Annotated in this window: 18 protein-coding genes and 1 tRNA gene; 7 read left to right on the top strand and 12 right to left on the bottom strand. The window is 41.4% G+C overall.

What is annotated here, in order from left to right:
- Positions 1-26: 26 nt before the first annotated feature.
- The 8 genes from CVT18_RS07630 to CVT18_RS10310 form a co-directional block, all read right to left on the bottom strand.
- Positions 27-1,355, bottom strand: coding sequence for an aminotransferase class V-fold PLP-dependent enzyme (locus CVT18_RS07630; protein WP_103628635.1), 1,329 nt, complete (start codon positions 1,353-1,355; stop codon positions 27-29).
- Between the two features lie 182 nt (positions 1,356-1,537).
- A complete protein-coding gene (locus CVT18_RS07625; protein WP_002951016.1) occupies positions 1,538-1,726 on the bottom strand; it encodes a hypothetical protein in 189 nt (62 codons plus the stop codon).
- 27 nt (positions 1,727-1,753) lie between these two features.
- Entirely contained in the window at positions 1,754-2,521 is a 768-nt protein-coding gene (locus CVT18_RS07620; RefSeq protein ID WP_103628634.1) for a winged helix-turn-helix domain-containing protein, read from the bottom strand.
- Complete coding sequence (fdhD, locus tag CVT18_RS07615) at positions 2,514-3,296, bottom strand: formate dehydrogenase accessory sulfurtransferase FdhD (RefSeq protein ID WP_103628633.1); 783 nt, start codon at positions 3,294-3,296, stop codon at positions 2,514-2,516. Before fdhD ends, CVT18_RS07620 begins: the two co-directional genes overlap by 8 nt.
- A 1,129-nt stretch (positions 3,297-4,425) precedes the next feature.
- Positions 4,426-4,698 (bottom strand): helix-turn-helix domain-containing protein, encoded by a 273-nt coding sequence (locus CVT18_RS07605; RefSeq protein WP_103628632.1) that lies wholly within the window; start codon positions 4,696-4,698, stop codon positions 4,426-4,428.
- Between the two features lie 33 nt (positions 4,699-4,731).
- Positions 4,732-5,013 (bottom strand): type II toxin-antitoxin system RelE/ParE family toxin, encoded by a 282-nt coding sequence (locus CVT18_RS07600; protein ID WP_234410308.1) that lies wholly within the window; start codon positions 5,011-5,013, stop codon positions 4,732-4,734.
- Between the two features lie 90 nt (positions 5,014-5,103).
- A complete protein-coding gene (locus CVT18_RS07595; RefSeq protein ID WP_180999675.1) occupies positions 5,104-6,039 on the bottom strand; it encodes a tyrosine-type recombinase/integrase in 936 nt (311 codons plus the stop codon).
- A gap of 54 nt (positions 6,040-6,093) precedes the next feature.
- Entirely contained in the window at positions 6,094-6,255 is a 162-nt protein-coding gene (locus CVT18_RS10310; RefSeq protein ID WP_180999674.1) for a hypothetical protein, read from the bottom strand.
- 426 nt (positions 6,256-6,681) lie between these two features.
- Here CVT18_RS10310 and CVT18_RS07590 point away from each other — a divergent pair, with 426 nt between their 5' ends.
- From CVT18_RS07590 to CVT18_RS10195, 6 genes are all read left to right on the top strand, one after another.
- Positions 6,682-7,167, top strand: coding sequence for a PepSY domain-containing protein (locus tag CVT18_RS07590; protein WP_103628631.1), 486 nt, complete (start codon positions 6,682-6,684; stop codon positions 7,165-7,167).
- Positions 7,168-7,212: 45 nt separating this feature from the next.
- On the top strand, positions 7,213-7,563 hold the full coding sequence (locus tag CVT18_RS10525; RefSeq protein WP_234410307.1) for a hypothetical protein: 351 nt from the start codon (positions 7,213-7,215) through the stop codon (positions 7,561-7,563).
- Positions 7,554-7,784 (top strand): hypothetical protein, encoded by a 231-nt coding sequence (locus tag CVT18_RS10520; RefSeq protein ID WP_234410306.1) that lies wholly within the window; start codon positions 7,554-7,556, stop codon positions 7,782-7,784. The genes CVT18_RS10525 and CVT18_RS10520 overlap by 10 nt, the downstream gene beginning before the upstream one ends.
- A 235-nt stretch (positions 7,785-8,019) precedes the next feature.
- Positions 8,020-8,571: a response regulator transcription factor gene (locus tag CVT18_RS07580; RefSeq protein WP_234410311.1), complete on the top strand. Its 552-nt coding sequence runs from the start codon at positions 8,020-8,022 to the stop codon at positions 8,569-8,571.
- Entirely contained in the window at positions 8,555-9,910 is a 1,356-nt protein-coding gene (locus CVT18_RS07575; protein WP_103628630.1) for a sensor histidine kinase, read from the top strand. Before CVT18_RS07580 ends, CVT18_RS07575 begins: the two co-directional genes overlap by 17 nt.
- A 123-nt stretch (positions 9,911-10,033) precedes the next feature.
- A complete protein-coding gene (locus tag CVT18_RS10195; protein WP_159071494.1) occupies positions 10,034-10,177 on the top strand; it encodes a hypothetical protein in 144 nt (47 codons plus the stop codon).
- A gap of 221 nt (positions 10,178-10,398) precedes the next feature.
- On the opposite strand, the gene nifB is transcribed toward CVT18_RS10195, so the two are convergent.
- From nifB to CVT18_RS07560, 3 genes are read right to left on the bottom strand one after another with little or no spacing between them, the layout of a single operon-like run.
- Positions 10,399-11,226: a nitrogenase cofactor biosynthesis protein NifB gene (gene nifB, locus CVT18_RS07570; RefSeq protein WP_107824401.1), complete on the bottom strand. Its 828-nt coding sequence runs from the start codon at positions 11,224-11,226 to the stop codon at positions 10,399-10,401.
- On the bottom strand, positions 11,226-12,038 hold the full coding sequence (locus CVT18_RS07565) for a 4Fe-4S binding protein (protein ID WP_103628628.1): 813 nt from the start codon (positions 12,036-12,038) through the stop codon (positions 11,226-11,228). Before CVT18_RS07565 ends, nifB begins: the two co-directional genes overlap by 1 nt.
- Positions 12,031-12,891 carry a substrate-binding domain-containing protein gene (locus CVT18_RS07560; RefSeq protein WP_103628627.1) on the bottom strand — a complete coding sequence of 287 codons (861 nt, stop codon included), beginning with the start codon at positions 12,889-12,891 and terminating at the stop codon, positions 12,031-12,033. The genes CVT18_RS07565 and CVT18_RS07560 overlap by 8 nt, the downstream gene beginning before the upstream one ends.
- A gap of 321 nt (positions 12,892-13,212) precedes the next feature.
- Here CVT18_RS07560 and CVT18_RS07555 point away from each other — a divergent pair, with 321 nt between their 5' ends.
- Positions 13,213-16,875, top strand: coding sequence for a S6 family peptidase (locus CVT18_RS07555; RefSeq protein WP_107824400.1), 3,663 nt, complete (start codon positions 13,213-13,215; stop codon positions 16,873-16,875).
- A gap of 108 nt (positions 16,876-16,983) precedes the next feature.
- On the opposite strand, the gene CVT18_RS07550 is transcribed toward CVT18_RS07555, so the two are convergent.
- Positions 16,984-17,060 (bottom strand) — tRNA-Ile (locus CVT18_RS07550).
- Positions 17,061-17,084 lie beyond the last annotated feature (24 nt).

The raw sequence follows: 17,084 nt of genomic DNA, 5'->3' as shown, positions 1-17,084 counted from the left end.
TTATATATTAAATTTTATTTTTTTGCTTAGAAAATCTTCCCGCCGAACATCTCATACATCGCCTTTTCCTCGCCCCAAAGCTCGCGGTGCTTTTTGATACAGGATTTTATCGCGCCAACTAAATAGAGCACGTCCTGCTCGGTGTGCGTGTAGTGCAGGCTCATGCGCACGAAGCCGGGCTTGACTTCCGGCATGCGCCCCTCCTTGATACCCAGCAGATCGTGAGCGTACGGGCCCGCGCACATCACGCCCGCGCGCGTCTGGATACCGAAGTCATTACTAAGGCTCGCGGCGAAATCATACGCCGAGACGCCGCGCACGTTAAAGGAAATTATCGGTAGCCGCGGCACGCCCTTTGGAGTGTAGTTTATAATCTCGTCAATGCCCGCTAGTTCGCTCTCAAAAAGACGTGCGAGCTCGTCCTCGATGCTTTTTATCCTCTCAAAACCGACCTCATTTCGCAGTGCGTAGGCTAAATTTGCTCGCATTAGCCCGATAATAGGCGGCGTACCACCTTCCTCTAGCTGCTCGGGATTTTTCAAAAACACGTGCCCTTCGCGGCTGGCGTAGGCGACCGTCCCGCCCGCGGCAAAGGTCGGCACATCGCTGTTAAGCAGCTCCTTTTTGATCGCCAAAAGCCCGCAACTTGCGACTCCGCCGAGTAACTTATGCGGCGAGAGGAAAATCGCGTCGAAATAATCGCAGTCTAAATTTGCGTGAGAGCTCAGCGCCGCGCAGTCAAAGGCCACGATACCGCCTGCGGCTCTGATTAGCTCGCTGATTTTTTTGTAGTCGCTGATGACGCCCGTTACGTTTGAGGCGGCGCTAAACGAGCCGATGATGCGGCGTCCCGCATTTAGCTTCAAGATGCGCTCGAGTGCTAGCAGATCGATCTCGCCTGATTCGCTAAGCGGTACGCGCAGGTAGTCGCAAAGCCCCTCGCGAAAGCTAAGCTCGTTTGAGTGGTGTTCGTAGGGCGAAACAAGCACTAGCGGAAGCTGCGCTGCGCGCAAATTTGCCTCGCCGATCGCGCTTCTAGTCGCAGGCGGCAGGTAGATGCCTAGCAGCTCTTGAAATTTCTTGATAGCGGCCGTCGCGCCCTGTCCGCAGGCGATGAGATAAAACCGCTTGTCAAGCCCTAGCAGCTTTTTTAGGCTCTCTCTCGCGCCCTCGTAGCGCCGCTGCGTGATGATGGCGTTGGAGCTACTGTCGGAGTGGGTGTTGGCGTAGGTTTTTAAAATTTCGCCTATCTCGCGCTCTACGGGCTCATAAGCAAGCCCCGAAGCGGTGCAGTCAAAATAATGCACGTCACGCTTTAAGATAATATTTTTTCGAATTTCGTCTAAATTTGCCATTTTTACTCTTTAAATTTGATACAGTAATTATAGTAAATTTTCGCAAATTTCGGGCTTTTGCTGTGGAAATGATTTAGTAAATTTGGAGGTTAAATTTGAACAAGTTAAATTTAACCGCAAAGCGGCAAATTTAACTTGATAAAGCACAGAAGCGCGAGCCACAGAGGCTCACGACCATTTTATTATTTGTTTATAAAATTTTTCTCTAGCCACTCGATAGCTTTTGCTTCGGTTTCGAAGCGTCCGCTTTTAGCGACTTGATTTTGCCCCTCGTAGAAGCGGATCCTGATACCGTCTTGGACGCTATCTACCTTTATTCTAGTGATCTTGTCTTTGTTTAGATAGACCCTATCGTTTAGTTTTACGTACATTTTTTCTCCCTTAAATTTGATGTGGTTTTATTTATTTTTATCGTTTGCGTCGTCTTTGGTTGCGTCTTTTTTCTCGCCGTCTTTTTTCAAAAACAGCTCCTTAAAGCGCTTATCCGCAAAATCCTCGATGTCGTTTTGTAGCTGTCTATAGGCGTTTATGAGCTCGTGTGCGCGCTCGTTTAGCGTCGTGCCGGCGTTTTCGCCGCCGCCTTGTTTGGTGGTGAAGAGCTCCTCTTTTAGATTTTTTTGCAAAATTTGCAGATGATTCCAGCATTTTTTATAGTTCATGCCTAGGATTTCGGCGGCCTTTGAGATCGAGCCGACCTCGGCGATGACGTCTAGGACTTCGGTTTTTCCTTTGCCGAAGATAAGCTCGCCCTCGTCGTTTTCTATCCAAGTTTTGGTTTTTACTCTCATCTTTTTTCCTTTCTTCTCCTTAAAACACCCCAGCTGGCAGTATTTTACGTCGATTTTATAGTCTTTTAGCGTCGAGCGGATCGTCTTTAGCCCCATGCCCGCAGCCGCGTCTCTAGCGTCTTTGCACAGGATCCTGTCATTTTCGTCGGTCATTTGCTTTAGCTGCGTCATCACGGTGTATTTGCCGCGTCCGTTTTCCAGCCCGCCAAACTGCCCTAGCTCGCAGTTGTCGATCTTTACGCCCATTTTTTCGGCCTCGTCGCTAACCAGACCGACCTCTACACCTAGTTTTGCGGCGATCCTAAACGCCGCACCGCAGTCTAGCCTGCCCTTTGGATTTAGCAGTTTGGTTATCAGTTCGCGGATTTGCTCACTCATAGATTCTCTCCGCGCCGCTATATACATTTATGTTTTCGCCGCGAGCAAAGCCGCACAGCGTGAGGTTAAATTTACGCGCTATCACGACGCCAAGGCTAGTCGGAGCCGTACGCGAGACGAGCACTGGGATGCTGTGCATGACGGCTTTTGCCACCATCTCGGAGCTGAGCCTCCCGCTCACCATCAAAAACGAATTTTGCAGCTGTGCGCCTGCCAGTACCGCCTTGCCGACGGCCTTATCTATAGTGTTGTGCTGAGCGATATCCTCGCCGATATAAAACTGCTCGCCGCTAACAAAAAGCTTAGCCGTGTGCACGCAGCCCGTCATCTCGTAAAGCTCGCACTGCGTGTAAAACTGCCCCATCTGGCGCAAAATTTCGTCTTTGTGAAATTTAACCTCGCCCTTTATCAAGCGCGCCGCCATAGCCTCTGGATCGATGTTTGCCGTCGAGCTACGCCCGCAGCCGCTGATTATCACCTTTTCCTCGTCAAACTGCTCGAGGCGCTTTTTGTTGATTTTAGCCTTTACCCGCACGCTTAAAGTGTCGTCTGAGAGCTCGACACTCTCGATATCCTCAGGGCTCGCGATCAAATTTTCGCTGATTAGGTAGCCTGCAGCTAGTGCCTCCTGATCGGTCGGAGTTGCCATGAGCGCGCCGAAACGCTTGCCGTTTATGTAGATCTCAAGCTTGATCTCGCGCACCAAAATATCATCAACGACGCTTTTTTGTGCGCCTTTAAATTTGGAGATTTGGGTCGTAAAAATAGGTTGCATGATTTTCCTTAATTTTTGCGAAATGATAGCTTGAAAATCTAAATTTAAGATTTGATTGTAGTGAAATCTTGCTTAAATCAAGCAAAAAACTTAAATTATTTTTAGTACGATTTTATCGGTATCTGATGATGATTTATATATGCAAATTTAGCATATATCTTAAGATATTTTTTGACTAAGATTTTATCATTATCTGTCATTTGTATAAGAAATAAAAGAATAGTAAAAAATAGTATAAGGCTAGAATTGGATCGCACATAACTTGCTGTATATAGATTAAATCTTGAAAAATTATAAATATAATTTGCAGCCTGACATAAGACCGAGAAGGAAATTTATATTATAGAGTCAAATTAAAAAAACTAATTTTTGTCAAGCTGTATTTTACTGTTATATAGTCCGTGCACGACTCAAACACGCCGACCGTATATAAAAATCCCTTAATTATATTCATTAAGGGCTTTTTATATGAAAACTTAGACATTTTGCCGATGAAAAATCATTTTCGAGCGATAAGGTTTCGTCTAAGTTTTTATATTTTTCTTTTGCCTAGACAAAGAAAAATATCGGCCGTCTGCCAAGACCTTACAGCAAACTCATTTGAGTTTGCTAAGTAAGTACTAACATATTGTCTTATGTAAGGGTTGTTTATTCTTGATGTTTTGATAAATGATATTAAGTTCTAAGACTATACGATGGAATTTGAAGCGATTGTTTTTTATTAAGTTAAAGTAAATTTTGGTTTATAGGGAAATTTACTTTTGTTTTTTTATTTGGTGTTTTAGCACAAATTTTAAAAATTGAGATTTTGTTGGTTTTTATATAGCATAAATAAAGATTAAAGTAGAGATTGTTTTTTGAGCAAGAAATAAGAATCAAAAAGAAGAGCATTTTGTGCGGGATTAAGATTATTTGATAAAACAAGCGTCGCTATAATATAGCCGTATTCGTTTTTGTAGTCGTATTAAAACCTTCGATTTAGTTGCGTTTTAAATATGTCCATGTTGTAAGAGCCTTATTTTTCCAAATCCTAACTATCGTATCCGCAAGAATCCCGTCTTGAGAATCGACAAAGCTTAATACTTTTCTCCTGTGTCGGCTTGAGTATTTATTAGATAATTAATCTCACTCAAACTATCGCCACTCTTTTACCGCAAGCTTTTATGTAGTTAAAAAATGTTTTATACTTGATATTATACGCTCCGCTTTCTATTCTGGCTACAGCTGATTGGGTTATGCCCATCCTTTTGGCTACCTCGCTTTGAGTTAGTCCGGCTTTGTTTCTAGCGTCTATTAAAGCTTCTATGGCTTTATATTTGTCCTCCAGCGCATCGTATTGCGCTTTAAATTCGGGGCTTTTTAGCTCTTCTTTTAAAACTTCTCTAAAATTAACGGTTCCCATCTTTAAACTCCTTTAATCTTTGTTCTGCCAAATTTAGTATACTTTTAGGCGTTTTTTAACAAAAGTTGGCAGGATTATTATTCTTTTGCCGATTTCATAACAATATATGCTTCTAGTTATTCCTTCATTCGACTTTATACGTATCTCAAATAGTCCGTCTTTTAGGCTTTTAGTGTACGGCTCCCCCATAGTATTGCCTCTGGCTTCTAGAAGCTCGAACATTTTATAGCCTCTTTGCCTGAGCCCGGTCGGTAGCTCCAAGAACTCATCTTTTATGGCTTCGTTTGCAAATTTTACGCTCCGCATCGTAACCATTTTATGCGACTAAGTCTTATTGTGCCATATATGATATAAAATGCAGTTTGTTTTATATGCTTATTGCTGAATAAACGACTTGATATAAACCTACTCATACAACCTCTCCACCATCTCTCGTCCGCTGTCCGGCATTAGTTTAGCGTATCTTAGAGTATGGTTGATATCTGAGTGATTTATTAGCTTTTTTATCGTTAGTATCGGAGTGCCTTCTATGGCTAGATGAGAGGCGAACATATGCCTTAGCGTATGAATAACTACTCTATTGGTTGCGTCGCTTATATCTAAATTTTGATTAAAAAGCTTATTTAATAACGGCTGCAAGACGTTTTGGATAGTGGCTTTTGGTTTATTTACTAAAAAATCGTTCGGGGATAGGGTGGTATAAATTTGATTTATCTTTTCTAGTGCTCTTTTACTTAAAAACCCCGTATACGTGCTCTTTGTTTTAAAATCGCTTATGGTGACCGACTTGGTAGATAACGCTAAATCCTTTTTCTTGATATTTAAAATTCCTTCTAATCTAGCTCCCGTACAAAGCGCAAGCTCAACGAACAGCTCTAGGGCAAAGTCTTCTTTGCCCGCTACTTCTTTGCGTAAAAGCTCTATCTCGATAAGCTCCAAAAATCTCTCTCGCTTGTTGCTCGGCTTTTTTAGTTCTATCTTGTATGGGCTAATATGATCGATAAGGTCATTTTTTATAGCGTGATTAAAAATCGTCCTAACTATACCCATTATAGCGTTTATCCTGGATTGCGACAGCTTTCGTTTGGTTTTAGGTGAGATTATCTGAGAAATATCTTTATGATGCTCATTTATCATCTCGGGTGTTATCTGCGTCGTGGCTAGACCGCCTAACTTATCCTTATGGTAAATTTCGTAATCTCGTCTTTGCTCTTTTATATTGACGGCGTTATCGGGTTCTTTTTCTAGCTTAAATCCGAAAAATGCGTCTGCGATCTCATCAAATTTAAGCGAGTTTTTGTTGTTCTTGGCTATTATTTTCTTGGTTATGCTATCTGGCAATTCGCCGTTTCTTTGCGTCGAATTCTTTCTTTTTATTATATGCGTAGGTTATATTTACACCTTCGGATTTCGATCCGATTTTGACGTTTGCCTTTTACCCTCAAGCGTAACTCTCATATAAAAAACTACGTCGCCGCTAGCTAGATTATTAAAGAAAATTCCCGGGTATTTATTGACTCCGAACGATGAGTTGTGATTTTTAAGTTTTCCTGCCATAATACCCCCTAAATTTGTTCCCAAAATTTATAAAAATGATATTCTAGTGTAACCTAGAATATGCTTAAGCTATTAAATGGCGTATTTTAGGGATTTATAGAATATTTTGGAGTGTTTAAGAATTATATATTTTTGAACCCAGCATCCGGAGCCATTTATCTTCAAAAATCCTTTTAAAATCTCGATTTTAACGATGTTTCAAGAACTTTAAGCTTTCTTGTTTTTTGTATTTTTCCCCTTTATTTCCCTTCAGATTTATTTGCTGTTTTAAAGTATATCGTTCTGATTCGTAGTCAAAATGCGATTATATATTTGTCTTTTAACGAAGTTAAAACAATTTTCCTTTATTCATCCTAGCTTCATTTAAGGCTTTTATAATGCGCTCATCCAAACGAAAGTTGGAAATCAAAAACAAAAGGATCAAAAATGAAAAAGATATTAGGCACTACAGTTTTAGCAGCAGTTTTAGGAGTGACAAGCTTGCAAGCAGCCATCACATCAAAAGAGGCTTTAAACATAGCTGAGAAAAACTTTCCAGGCTCAAGCGTCAAAGATATCGAGATGGATGTCAAAAACGGTGCGACATTTTACAAGATAGAGTCTTTTAAAGATAGCATTAAACAAGAGATTAAGATCGATGCTAATAGTGGTCAGATAGTTAAAATGGAGAATAAAAATAAAAAACATATCTTACCGATCGAAGCGGTAGATTTTTCGAAATTTACTCTTAGCATCGACGAGGCAGTAGCTAAAGCGCTAGCACTCGAGGCTGGTTGGAGCCTTGACGGAGCTGAGCTTGATAACAAAAACGGCCTTTGGGTTTATGAGATCGAGCTTGATCGCGGTATAGGCGAAAAAAAGGTAATCATAAACGCTCAAACTGGCGAAATAATCGGCAACTACATAAAGTGATATAGCGCCCTTTTTGGGCGTTAAATTTTTATAAAGGTGAAAAAGATGAGTGAAAATTTAGATCAAAATTTAAACGAGAAAGTTAGCAAGCAGAGTTTAGAGAGAAATTTAAATAAAAATTTAAGCGAAAACAAAGTCGCTGATTTTAGCGAAAGCGAGAGAGAAAATTTAATTAAAAATGCTGCTAATAAAAATAGTTACGAAAATTTAGAGAAGAGCGAGCAAAGCTCTGAAAATTTAGATAAAAACTCTAGTGAAGCAAACAGTAGAGCAGAAATTTTAAGCCAAGCTACCTCAAAATGCAAAGCTCAGAATTTCTTTAAAAAGCGCTTGAACTTTCGTTTCAAACTACGTCAGATACGCTTATCTGCGCTGGTAAGGCTGGAATGTGGCTAATAAACGCCACAAACTGCCTAAAAGATGAGGCGCAAAGGGTAGAGCTATCAAAGATAAATGAAAAGCAGGCTAAATTTGAAGGGCTGGCTCACATCTTGCCAGAAAAAGTTAAAGAGCTTATCATTGACTACCTAAAGAAGCCAGAAGAGGTGGAATTTGCGCCGATCTATCAATCCAAAAAAACAAAGCTTTGGCGCGCTTGGAGCGGAGTATTTTTATGAGGCGAGGGCTAAAAATAAGGGCTTTTTGTATGATTTTAAGATAGGCACAATGAATGGTGAAATTTTAAATCTAAAAATAAAAAGCCAAATTTGATAAAATAGCTGGCAAAACTACGTGAGGCAGGGATGAAAATTTTAGTCGTCGAGGACGAAATAGACTTAAATAACGTCATAGTAAAGCACCTAAAGAAAAAACGGATATAGCGTCGATAGCGCGTTTAACGGCGAGGAGGTGATGGACTTTACCGCCGTCGCGCACTACGATCTTATCGTGCTTGATCTTATGATGCCAGTGATGGACAGACTTACATTTTTGCAAATATCGCGCGCCGAAAAGCTAGCGACCCCTGTGCTGATACTAACGGCAAAGGACGATGTGGACGACGTTGTAAAGGGGCTTGACGCGGGCGCGGATGACTACTTGGTCAAGCCATTTGACTTTAAGGAGCTGCTAGCTAGAGTTCGCACGCTAATCCGCCGAAACAGCGGCAGTGCTGCTAATGAAATTTGCGCAGGCGAGCTAAAGATAGACCTTTCTAAAAAGTCAGTCGAATTTGGCGGTCAAAGCATCGATCTAACAGGCAAAGAGTATGAAATTTTAGAGTTTTTGATGCTCAATAAGGGCAGAATTTTGACTCGTGAGCAGATCAAAGAGCACGTCTGGGACTTTGATTATATGGGCGGCTCAAACATCATCGACGTACTAGTAAAAAATATAAGAAAAAAGCTTGGTGAGAGCGAAGTGATCCAGACTAAAAGAGGGCTTGGCTATGTTATTAAGGATTAAGCGTGCTTTTGCAAATATCCCTATCACGGCGCGCGTGACGCTTTGGTACTCGTTTTTTATCATCGCTATCGTGGCAGCACTGATCGCTATCTCAGCGGTCGTGGCAGATGAAATTTTTGAAGATGTGAGCCAAAAAAAGTTAGCCAAATCAGTCACCAAAATCGCCAATAATACGGAAGAATTTGAACCCTATTATGATGGGATCTTTTTTATAAAATACAGTGCAAATGGTGAAGTGCTCGGCGGTTTAGTACCTAAAAATTTTGATGGCTCGCTTAAGATGGATAGTGGCGAAGTGAAATTTTACGAAAACGGCGAAAACTGCTTTTACTACTACGATATCGCAGCCAAAGGCAAAAAAGTCTGGATAAGGGGCGTGATAAATGCGGAGAAATTTTTCAAAAAAGAGGGGCTATTTTTGCTGGCCCTTGGCGTCTTTGTGCCGGTTTTATTTGCCTTTGTACTTTATGGCGGCTATAAAACGATAAAAAATGCCTTAAAACCAGTCGCCATGATGTCTAAAACAGCCCTTGAGATAGGCAGTAGCCGGGACTTTTCAAAGCGTATCGATCTACCTGCTGGTAAAGACGAGCTGCACGCACTTGCAAGCGTTTTTAACCAGATGCTTGACTCGCTTGAAAAGGTCTATCAAAGCGAAAAACAGCTCACCTCAGACGTTTCGCATGAGCTACGAACTCCTCTATCAGTCATCATGGCTGAGAGCGACTACGCCGCGAGTTACGCGCAAAATTTAGACGAGGCCAAAGAGTCGCTAGAGGTTATCTCTAGGCAGTCAAGAAAGATCACCTCGCTGATAGATCAAATTTTAGAGCTCTCAAGGCTAGAATCAGGCAGAAATTTGACCTTAAAACGCATAAATTTAAGCTCTATCTTGCAAAATTTAGCCACCGACTACGAGAAGCTAGCAAGCACAAAGGGGATAAAATTTAGCTGCGTGGTCGCACCAGATGCTCAAATCCTTGGCGATGAGCTGATGATATCAAGGCTCGTGGATAACTTTTTAAGCAACGCACTAAAATTTACCACAAGTAAAATTGATCTAAATTTAAGTGTCTCAAAAATGTACGCACTTTTATCTGTGAAAGACGACGGAGTTGGCATCTCGCAAAAAGATAGCGAGCTAATCTGGAATAAATTTTATCAAGCCGATAGCTCAAGAAACAAAAGCCTAAACACAGGTAGTGGTCTTGGTCTTGCTATTGCTGCAAACATCGCTAAAATCCACGGTGCAAAGCTTGGCGTAAAGAGCGAAGCTGGAGCTGGGAGCGAATTTTGGGCAGAATTTGAGCTTGTAAATTTAAAGCAAGTGAAAATTTAGGCAGTTTGCTAAGACAAAATTTATGAAATAGCAAATAAATACGAGTATAAATTTAAACGCCGCATAAAACGGCGTCTATATTTTTAAAACAAAGTTAAAGTCATAAACTTTTACAGAGATTTCATGGTTAGGTTGCTTCAAAAAGAGCTCTTAGGGCATACTCATATCATAAGCATCAACAAAGACTATCAAAGCTACGAGATAGATGAAGATAGTAGCGGGGTTGAGGTCTATATAGTAAGTAAAGCACTAAGACGTATGATTTAAAGTCCATTTAAATGGCTTTTAAAAGAGTTTGTAAAAAGATGTTTTTCAAAGTAATGTAAAGAAATTTTCGCCATTTTGATTTTGAACAAAGCTTGCTCTAACTACGAGTTGACCACTCTTTACTATGCTTTTTATAACTTTGATATCTAACAAAATTTAGCCGAGAGCCACAAACCAAAAACCAAAAATGCAAAAGGCACTAAATTTAGTGCCTTTTATCTCTATCTTTCGCCAAGTTTGCCACATGCATCAGCGCGGCACCTACTGCAATGCGACATTTGATTTATGTCACTACCTATTGATCTTCGGATGCGGTGAATTTCATCACTTGAAGGGGATTTTAAATTTTCAAAAGGCGTATCATGCACCGGTATCATCGCCATACAGTTCATTATGTCAGCTCCCCACTGCTTTGCCTTTGCCGAGATGCTTTGGATGTGGTCCATATTGACCCCAGGGATGACGACGGTGTTTATCTTGACTAGCATACCAGCCTCTTTTAGCTTGCGGATGCCCTCGTCCTGGCGTGCTAGCAGTATCCTAGCAGCCTCCTCGCCGTAGTAGTTTTTATCCTCATACCTCACCCACGAATAGACCTTCGAGCCAACATCTGGCGTCACGGCATTAACCGTCACTGTTACGTGGCTCACGCCAAGACGCACGATCTCATCCACATGCTCAGGCAGCGCTAAGCCATTAGTTGAGAGGCAGAGTAGGGCATTTGGGAAGTGAGACTTGCACTTTTCAAAGGTCGTTAGCGTCTTGTCAGCGTCACACATCGGATCGCCAGGACCAGCGATGCCGATGACGGAGATGTCTTGTCTAAATTTAAAGAGCTTTTCTAAAAATTTCACCGATTCATCTGGCGTTTGCACCTTTGCCGTTACGCCAGGGCGATTTTCATTAGCGCAGTCATATATGCGGTTGCAGAAGTTGCACTGGATGTTGCAGTGAGGGGCAACTGGCAGATGCACACGTCCGTAGTTGGCGGATGCTTTTTTGTTAAAGCATGGGTGATTGTCTAGTTCAGCCTTAGTGCGAAAGATCATTAGCTTTTTTTCCTTCCAAATTTAATGGCATTTGCATGGCAGACATTGAGGCAGTCACCGCAGTTTGTGCAGTTTATTTCATCAGGTCTTGTCCCCATCTCGCACTTGCGCAAGCATGCGTCGCAGTCGTCACAAGCACTCGTTTTATAGACGCGAAATATCGAAAATTTACGCAAAATTTCAAGCACGCCGCCTGATGGACAGACGAAACGACACCAAAGGTTAGCTACAATTAGCGAGGCTAGCATAACTGAGATGATGATCACCGTGCGAGTGACCCACTCCCATTCGCCAAAGCGAAGTGACAAAGTAAGAGCGGTTAGGTACTCATCGCTCGTTCTTATAGGTATCATCATGCGAGGATTGCCCCAGACGAAATAGACCCAAAGGCTGATTACTATGGTAGCTAGCATGCCTATTTGAGCGATTATTAGCTTTTTGCTGCGGATTTTTAGCTTGAAAAAGGCAAATTTACCAAGCATTTGATTGACAAAGCCAGCTGGACAGACCCAGCCACAAAATGCTCTACCAAAGGGGATGACAAGCACTGGGATAAATAGCCAAAATCCAAAAAACAGCGACGTGATCCGCCCCCAACAGGTGATGATAGGGCAGTTTTGGCAATTTACAAATGGCACTACAAAAGGGCATCTAAAAATGCCGTAATACGCCCATTGACCGATACCAGCTATAAAGATGAGCTGCACTAGGCGTCTTATCTTTGTTGTGGGAGAGTTTTTGCTTCTCTTTTTTAAATTTACATTGCCGCATGCACTGCTATTAGAGCATGCGCTATTACAGCTACTACACATCTTTTACACCAAACCTTTCTATAAGCTCTAGCCCACGCGCTGAATAAATGGAGGTAAAGCCATGTTTTTCAAAAATTTCTTGCCCCTCGGTGCCGCAAACAAAGTCTGCAAAATCATTTGCAAGCCTTTCATCTTTTACATATTTCATTATATTTAGCGTAAAAGTGAGCGGTCCAGGCGGGATGAGCTTTTCATCGATGGGCATATACTCGATCTTGTCTTTAAACCTATCGTGCGTTGTTAGGCGCTTTTCGATGATAGAAGCGTCACCCTTGCCATTAACTAGCTCGCACATCATATTTATGACGCATGACCCGTTTGCGACCATGTTTTTCATCACCGCATCAGTGAGGTTTGAGTTTTTTAATATCCCCTTGACTGGGCCACTGCCAGGGGGCGATGATCTAAGAGGTAGCATCACTCTAACTCCTGGCTCAGCAAGGTCTTTTAAGTCGCGAATGCCAGCAGGGTTTCCCTTTGGCACGACTAGGACGTAGTCGGTAAAGCATAGTGGCCTAAAGTGAAGGCTAAGGCCAGCTTTGCGAAGTTTTTTAGAAAGCTCTAAAACCCTTGCTCCAAAGAGCTCGGTCGTGCTTTGAAGTGCTAAAAGCGACTTGCCAAGAGCACCTGCAAAAGCGCCAGTGTATTGGATATTATGCCCTGTTCTTGACTCGTAAATGGCATTTAGCTCGTTAAAAGCTTCAGATAGGCCTCCACACGACCAAACCTGAAGCGAGTCAGACTTAAATGGCGTAAAGCCAGCCAGCATCGTTTGCGGAGTGGTAACAGCAGCTGTGGCTAAAGCACCTTTTAAAAAGCCACGGCGTGATATACCGGTTTGTTTTAATTCCATGAAATCTCCTTTTGGGATTTAAGAAATGTAAATTTGATATTTTCGGCACGCGAAACTTGTGAAATTTGACTTTTGAAATTTGCAAAAATGGTAGTTGAAGGTAAATTTATGCAAATGTAAATCGCAACTGCGACCAAATTTGGTGTAATTATAACCAAAAGTAAGTTTAAAAAGCGAGATAATTTTAATAAGATAAAAAATTTATATTGTAAATTTAATGTCTAAAAAATAATTAAGGTTTTAGTCATTAAACAATAAAAAATATTGTAAAATGCTCCCCTTATTTTAAATGGAATTATATTCACAAAATGGAGGTTTATCTTGAAAAATAACAAATTCGGTATTTCTATCGCTTTGGCAAGCGTTTTATACGCTTGTGCGAATGCGCAGGTTATGGATATAGTGACGAATTATTATAGGGATTATCTTGATTTCGCGCAAAATAAGGGTGCTTTTACCCCGCAAGATACTCCGCTAGAATTTGCGCAAAGAAACGGCGACAAATTTACGTTTGATAAAATCCCAAATAGCGGTGCTAGGAATAATAAAGGAAATTTTACTTCACTCGGACGAAATTTCGTCGTAACGGCGAACCATACGTTAGATGCTGCCGCGGCTAGTAATTTTAACGAAAATAGGGGATGGTTTGGCAATACGAAATACGAATATCTAACCTCTCGTACGGCGACTCCGACAGAGGGGTTATATAATTCCGATACCGCTTATATGCGAACGACTAAATACATCGTAGAGGGGCAAATAGATCCGATAGACGTACCGAATTTAGATATTTCAGGCGATAGCAGGGCGACCGATGAGGCTAATATAGATAAAATACAAAACTATTTAAAGGATATAAAAAATAGAGGCGGCGCTAGAGGCGATAACGTTATTGCCTATCAGGCGGGCACCGGAGCGCTTGGGCTAGAAAAACCGAAAATCGATACCGACGGATATAGCGACGTCGTAAGCGCAAGAGAATTTGAAGATCAAAATATCGTTAATCAGGCTTTGGGCGGAAGTGTAAACGAAATAAGCACGCATTATTCGGCTAATTATAAGACGCATATCTCTAGTATAAATAGGCCTGGGGTTTATATGTTTATGACCTCTGATAGGGGTTTTAGGAACAGGCTTTTGCCCGGCGATAGCGGTTCGGGATTTTTCGTATACGATACGGTAGTACAAAAATGGGTTCTAGTAGGGGTTTTATCGGCGGCCGCCGATAATAGCAATCACGCCTCAATCGTAACGATGAGGGATTTTAGCGACTATAGGAGAAATTATGAAAATTTAGTCAGCGGTTTAAACGTCTCAAATGCCCAACTCGTAAGAAATAAAGACAATATATTTAGCACTGCAAACGGTTCAAGCATTACGCTAAATTCTAACCTTGATTTAGGCCACGGCGGAATCGTCGTAAATAGCGGAAACTTTACGCTTATAAACGGTATCGGAAGCAATAAAATAACTAGACTTGCGGGCTTTGACGTAGCTCGCGGCGCAAGTTTGAGCTTAAACGTAGCGGCCGATACTAGCGTACATAAAGTCGGCAAAGGAAGCTTAATCGTAAATTCTAGCGGCAACAAAACATTAAGATTAGGCGACGGTATAGTGGATCTAAGAGCCGTAGACGCTTTTGAAAAAATTTATTTAACGAGCGGTAGAGGCCTATTAAGACTCGGCGTAGACGATAGTTTAAATGATAAAATTTTCTTTGGAAACGGCGGAGGAAAGCTTGATTTAAACGGATTCGATCAAATTTTTAGTAACGTTTCGGCCAATTCAAACGCCGCTAAAATCACGAATTTATCCGCTCAAAAAGCAACGCTTAAAATAAACGGCGAAAGCGGTAAGGATACGATATTTCACGCAAGCGTAGATAAAAATATAGACGTAAAACACGATGGGCAAGGGCGAGAGCTCGTATTTGACGGCGGTTTTGATATAGACGGAAGTTTGAGTCTAAATAACGCCAAGGTTACGCTTCAAGGACATCCGACCGCTCATGCTACGGCAGATGCTAGCGTTTTAACGCAGGCGGTAAAGGATAAAATAGCCGCCGCCGGTTTAAGCGAACCTTCGTATATGGATTTAACTCGCCCATCTACGCTATCGCAGCCTGATTGGGAGAAGCGTAAATTTAATGCGAAAGAGGGCATAAAAATAAACTCTTCAGAACTTACGATAGGTAAGGACGCGAACGTAAATAGCGATATAGAGGCGAAAAATTCCGTTATAAATTTAAGCGGCGAATTAACTCACTATATCGATAAATTCGACGGCTCAAATACTTATGACGACGGCTTAAAATACCGCCAAAACGTAGAAAAAGGAAATTTGCTAGTTAAAGACGTTAGCTTTAAAAATAGAATCGTCATGGATAGCGACAGCATGCTAAGAGTCGGCGGCACGAAGACTAAGCTAAAAGAGCTCATAATAAACGGCAAAAATACGGCTCCTACTCGCAGCATAGCGGCTGGAAGCGGTAAATTAGAAATAGAAGATTTAGAGGTTAGCGGAGCAAACAAACTAACCTTTGACCCCGATACAATCGTAACGAAAAATTTAAATGTTAAAAATTTTAGTAATGCAAACGAGCCTATTTTGGATTTTAAGAAGATTTTGACGCTTGGTGCGGGAATGAAATTTAACATCGACTTTACGGCTGCTTTAAGAGGCGAGATGACTGCTAAAAAAACCTATACGCTCTTAAGCGCAGAAAGTATCGTAAACAAAGGCGCGATATTTAATACCGAGCAAAAAATTAACGGTCTTTTTACGACTTATGCCATAAAAGACGGCAAAATTACGATGAGATTAAGCGATAAAAAAGCCGAGAATCCGTCTGCGACGCCGGGATCTGAGCAGGAGCTAAGGTTGACCGGATTTAGCGAACGCCAAAATAAAATTTTAAATATGTTTAAAAATAGACCGGAGTATGAAAGCGCCCTTCAAAGCGGCGATACCGAGACTTTAAGACAAATGGCGTTAAAGGCGGAATCCGATATGAAAGAAATTTCTGGTTCGTCTTTAAAAGTTAGCGTCAAAGCCTTACAAAACGGTAATGAGTTAATAAACTCGAGATTATCTCAAATTACTCAGTTAAGGGCAAAGGCTGATATTTCGCGGTTTAGGCTAGCAGGGCTTGAGAGCGATTTTAAGCCGACCGCCGTAATAGCCTACGAAGCGGCCGAGGCTAGCAGGCAAAGAAATAATTTCTGGGCGAACGTAAACGGAGCGTACTTTAAAGATAAAGATAGCGGCGGTGATTTAAAATTTTACGGCACGTATATAGGCTACGATAGGAGCTATGACGAGGTTATTTTAGGCGTGAATGCGGGCATGAGTAAGGCTAAATTTATCTCAAATGCCGTAACCGACGATGCAAAAATTTATAGCTTTGGAGCGTATGGACTTTTTGAGCAAGACGCTCACGAGATACAGAGCAATCTAAATTTAGCCTTCGTAAATTCTAAGCGCAGCTTAAACGATTCGCAAAAGGCTAGCGTAAGAAGCACGGGTATCCTTTCGAGCAACTACTATAAATATAAAATTTCGCTCGGTTCAAACGGCGAATATGCTCAGGCTATCAAACCCGTACTTGCGCTAGAATTTGGAGCAAACGGCGTAAAGGGCTTTAAAAACGACAGATACGATCAAAAAGATATAAACGACTTTAACGTAGCTTTAGGGGTCGGCGCCGAGTATGTGCTAAATGGCGACAAAAATGCATTTGCGGTACAATTTTTGGTAAAACAAAATGTCTATAACTCTGACGATAAATCTTATGTTTCGCTCAATAACTCAAACGAATACGTCGACTATAAACTCGACAATAACAAACTGGTCTATAAGCTAAATTTGGTCGCGGATACGAAAATTAGTGAAAATTTCGCGCTTTCTTATCAACTTAGCGGAATGTTAGATAACGACAAAAGCTACGGCGTAAGCGGCGGTATGAAGCTGGAATATAAATTTTAAGATATTAGATCAAGGTGAATAAAAGTTCACTTTGATTCTTAAAACAAAAGCAAAATAGTCTCAAAATTTAGATTTTAGAAGATTAAAGATTATAAATAAAATAGAAAGTGGTGGGTTCACCAGGACTCGAACCTGGGACCATCCGGTTATGAGCCGGATGCTCTAACCAACTGAGCTATGAACCCACAGTTGAAAGAAAATCGTATTAT

The organism is Campylobacter concisus (assembly GCF_003048405.1).
GTDB classification, from domain to species: domain Bacteria; phylum Campylobacterota; class Campylobacteria; order Campylobacterales; family Campylobacteraceae; genus Campylobacter_A; species Campylobacter_A concisus_Q.
Note: the sequence above shows the minus strand (reverse complement) of the source record. Positions and strands in the feature narration are given on the sequence as shown.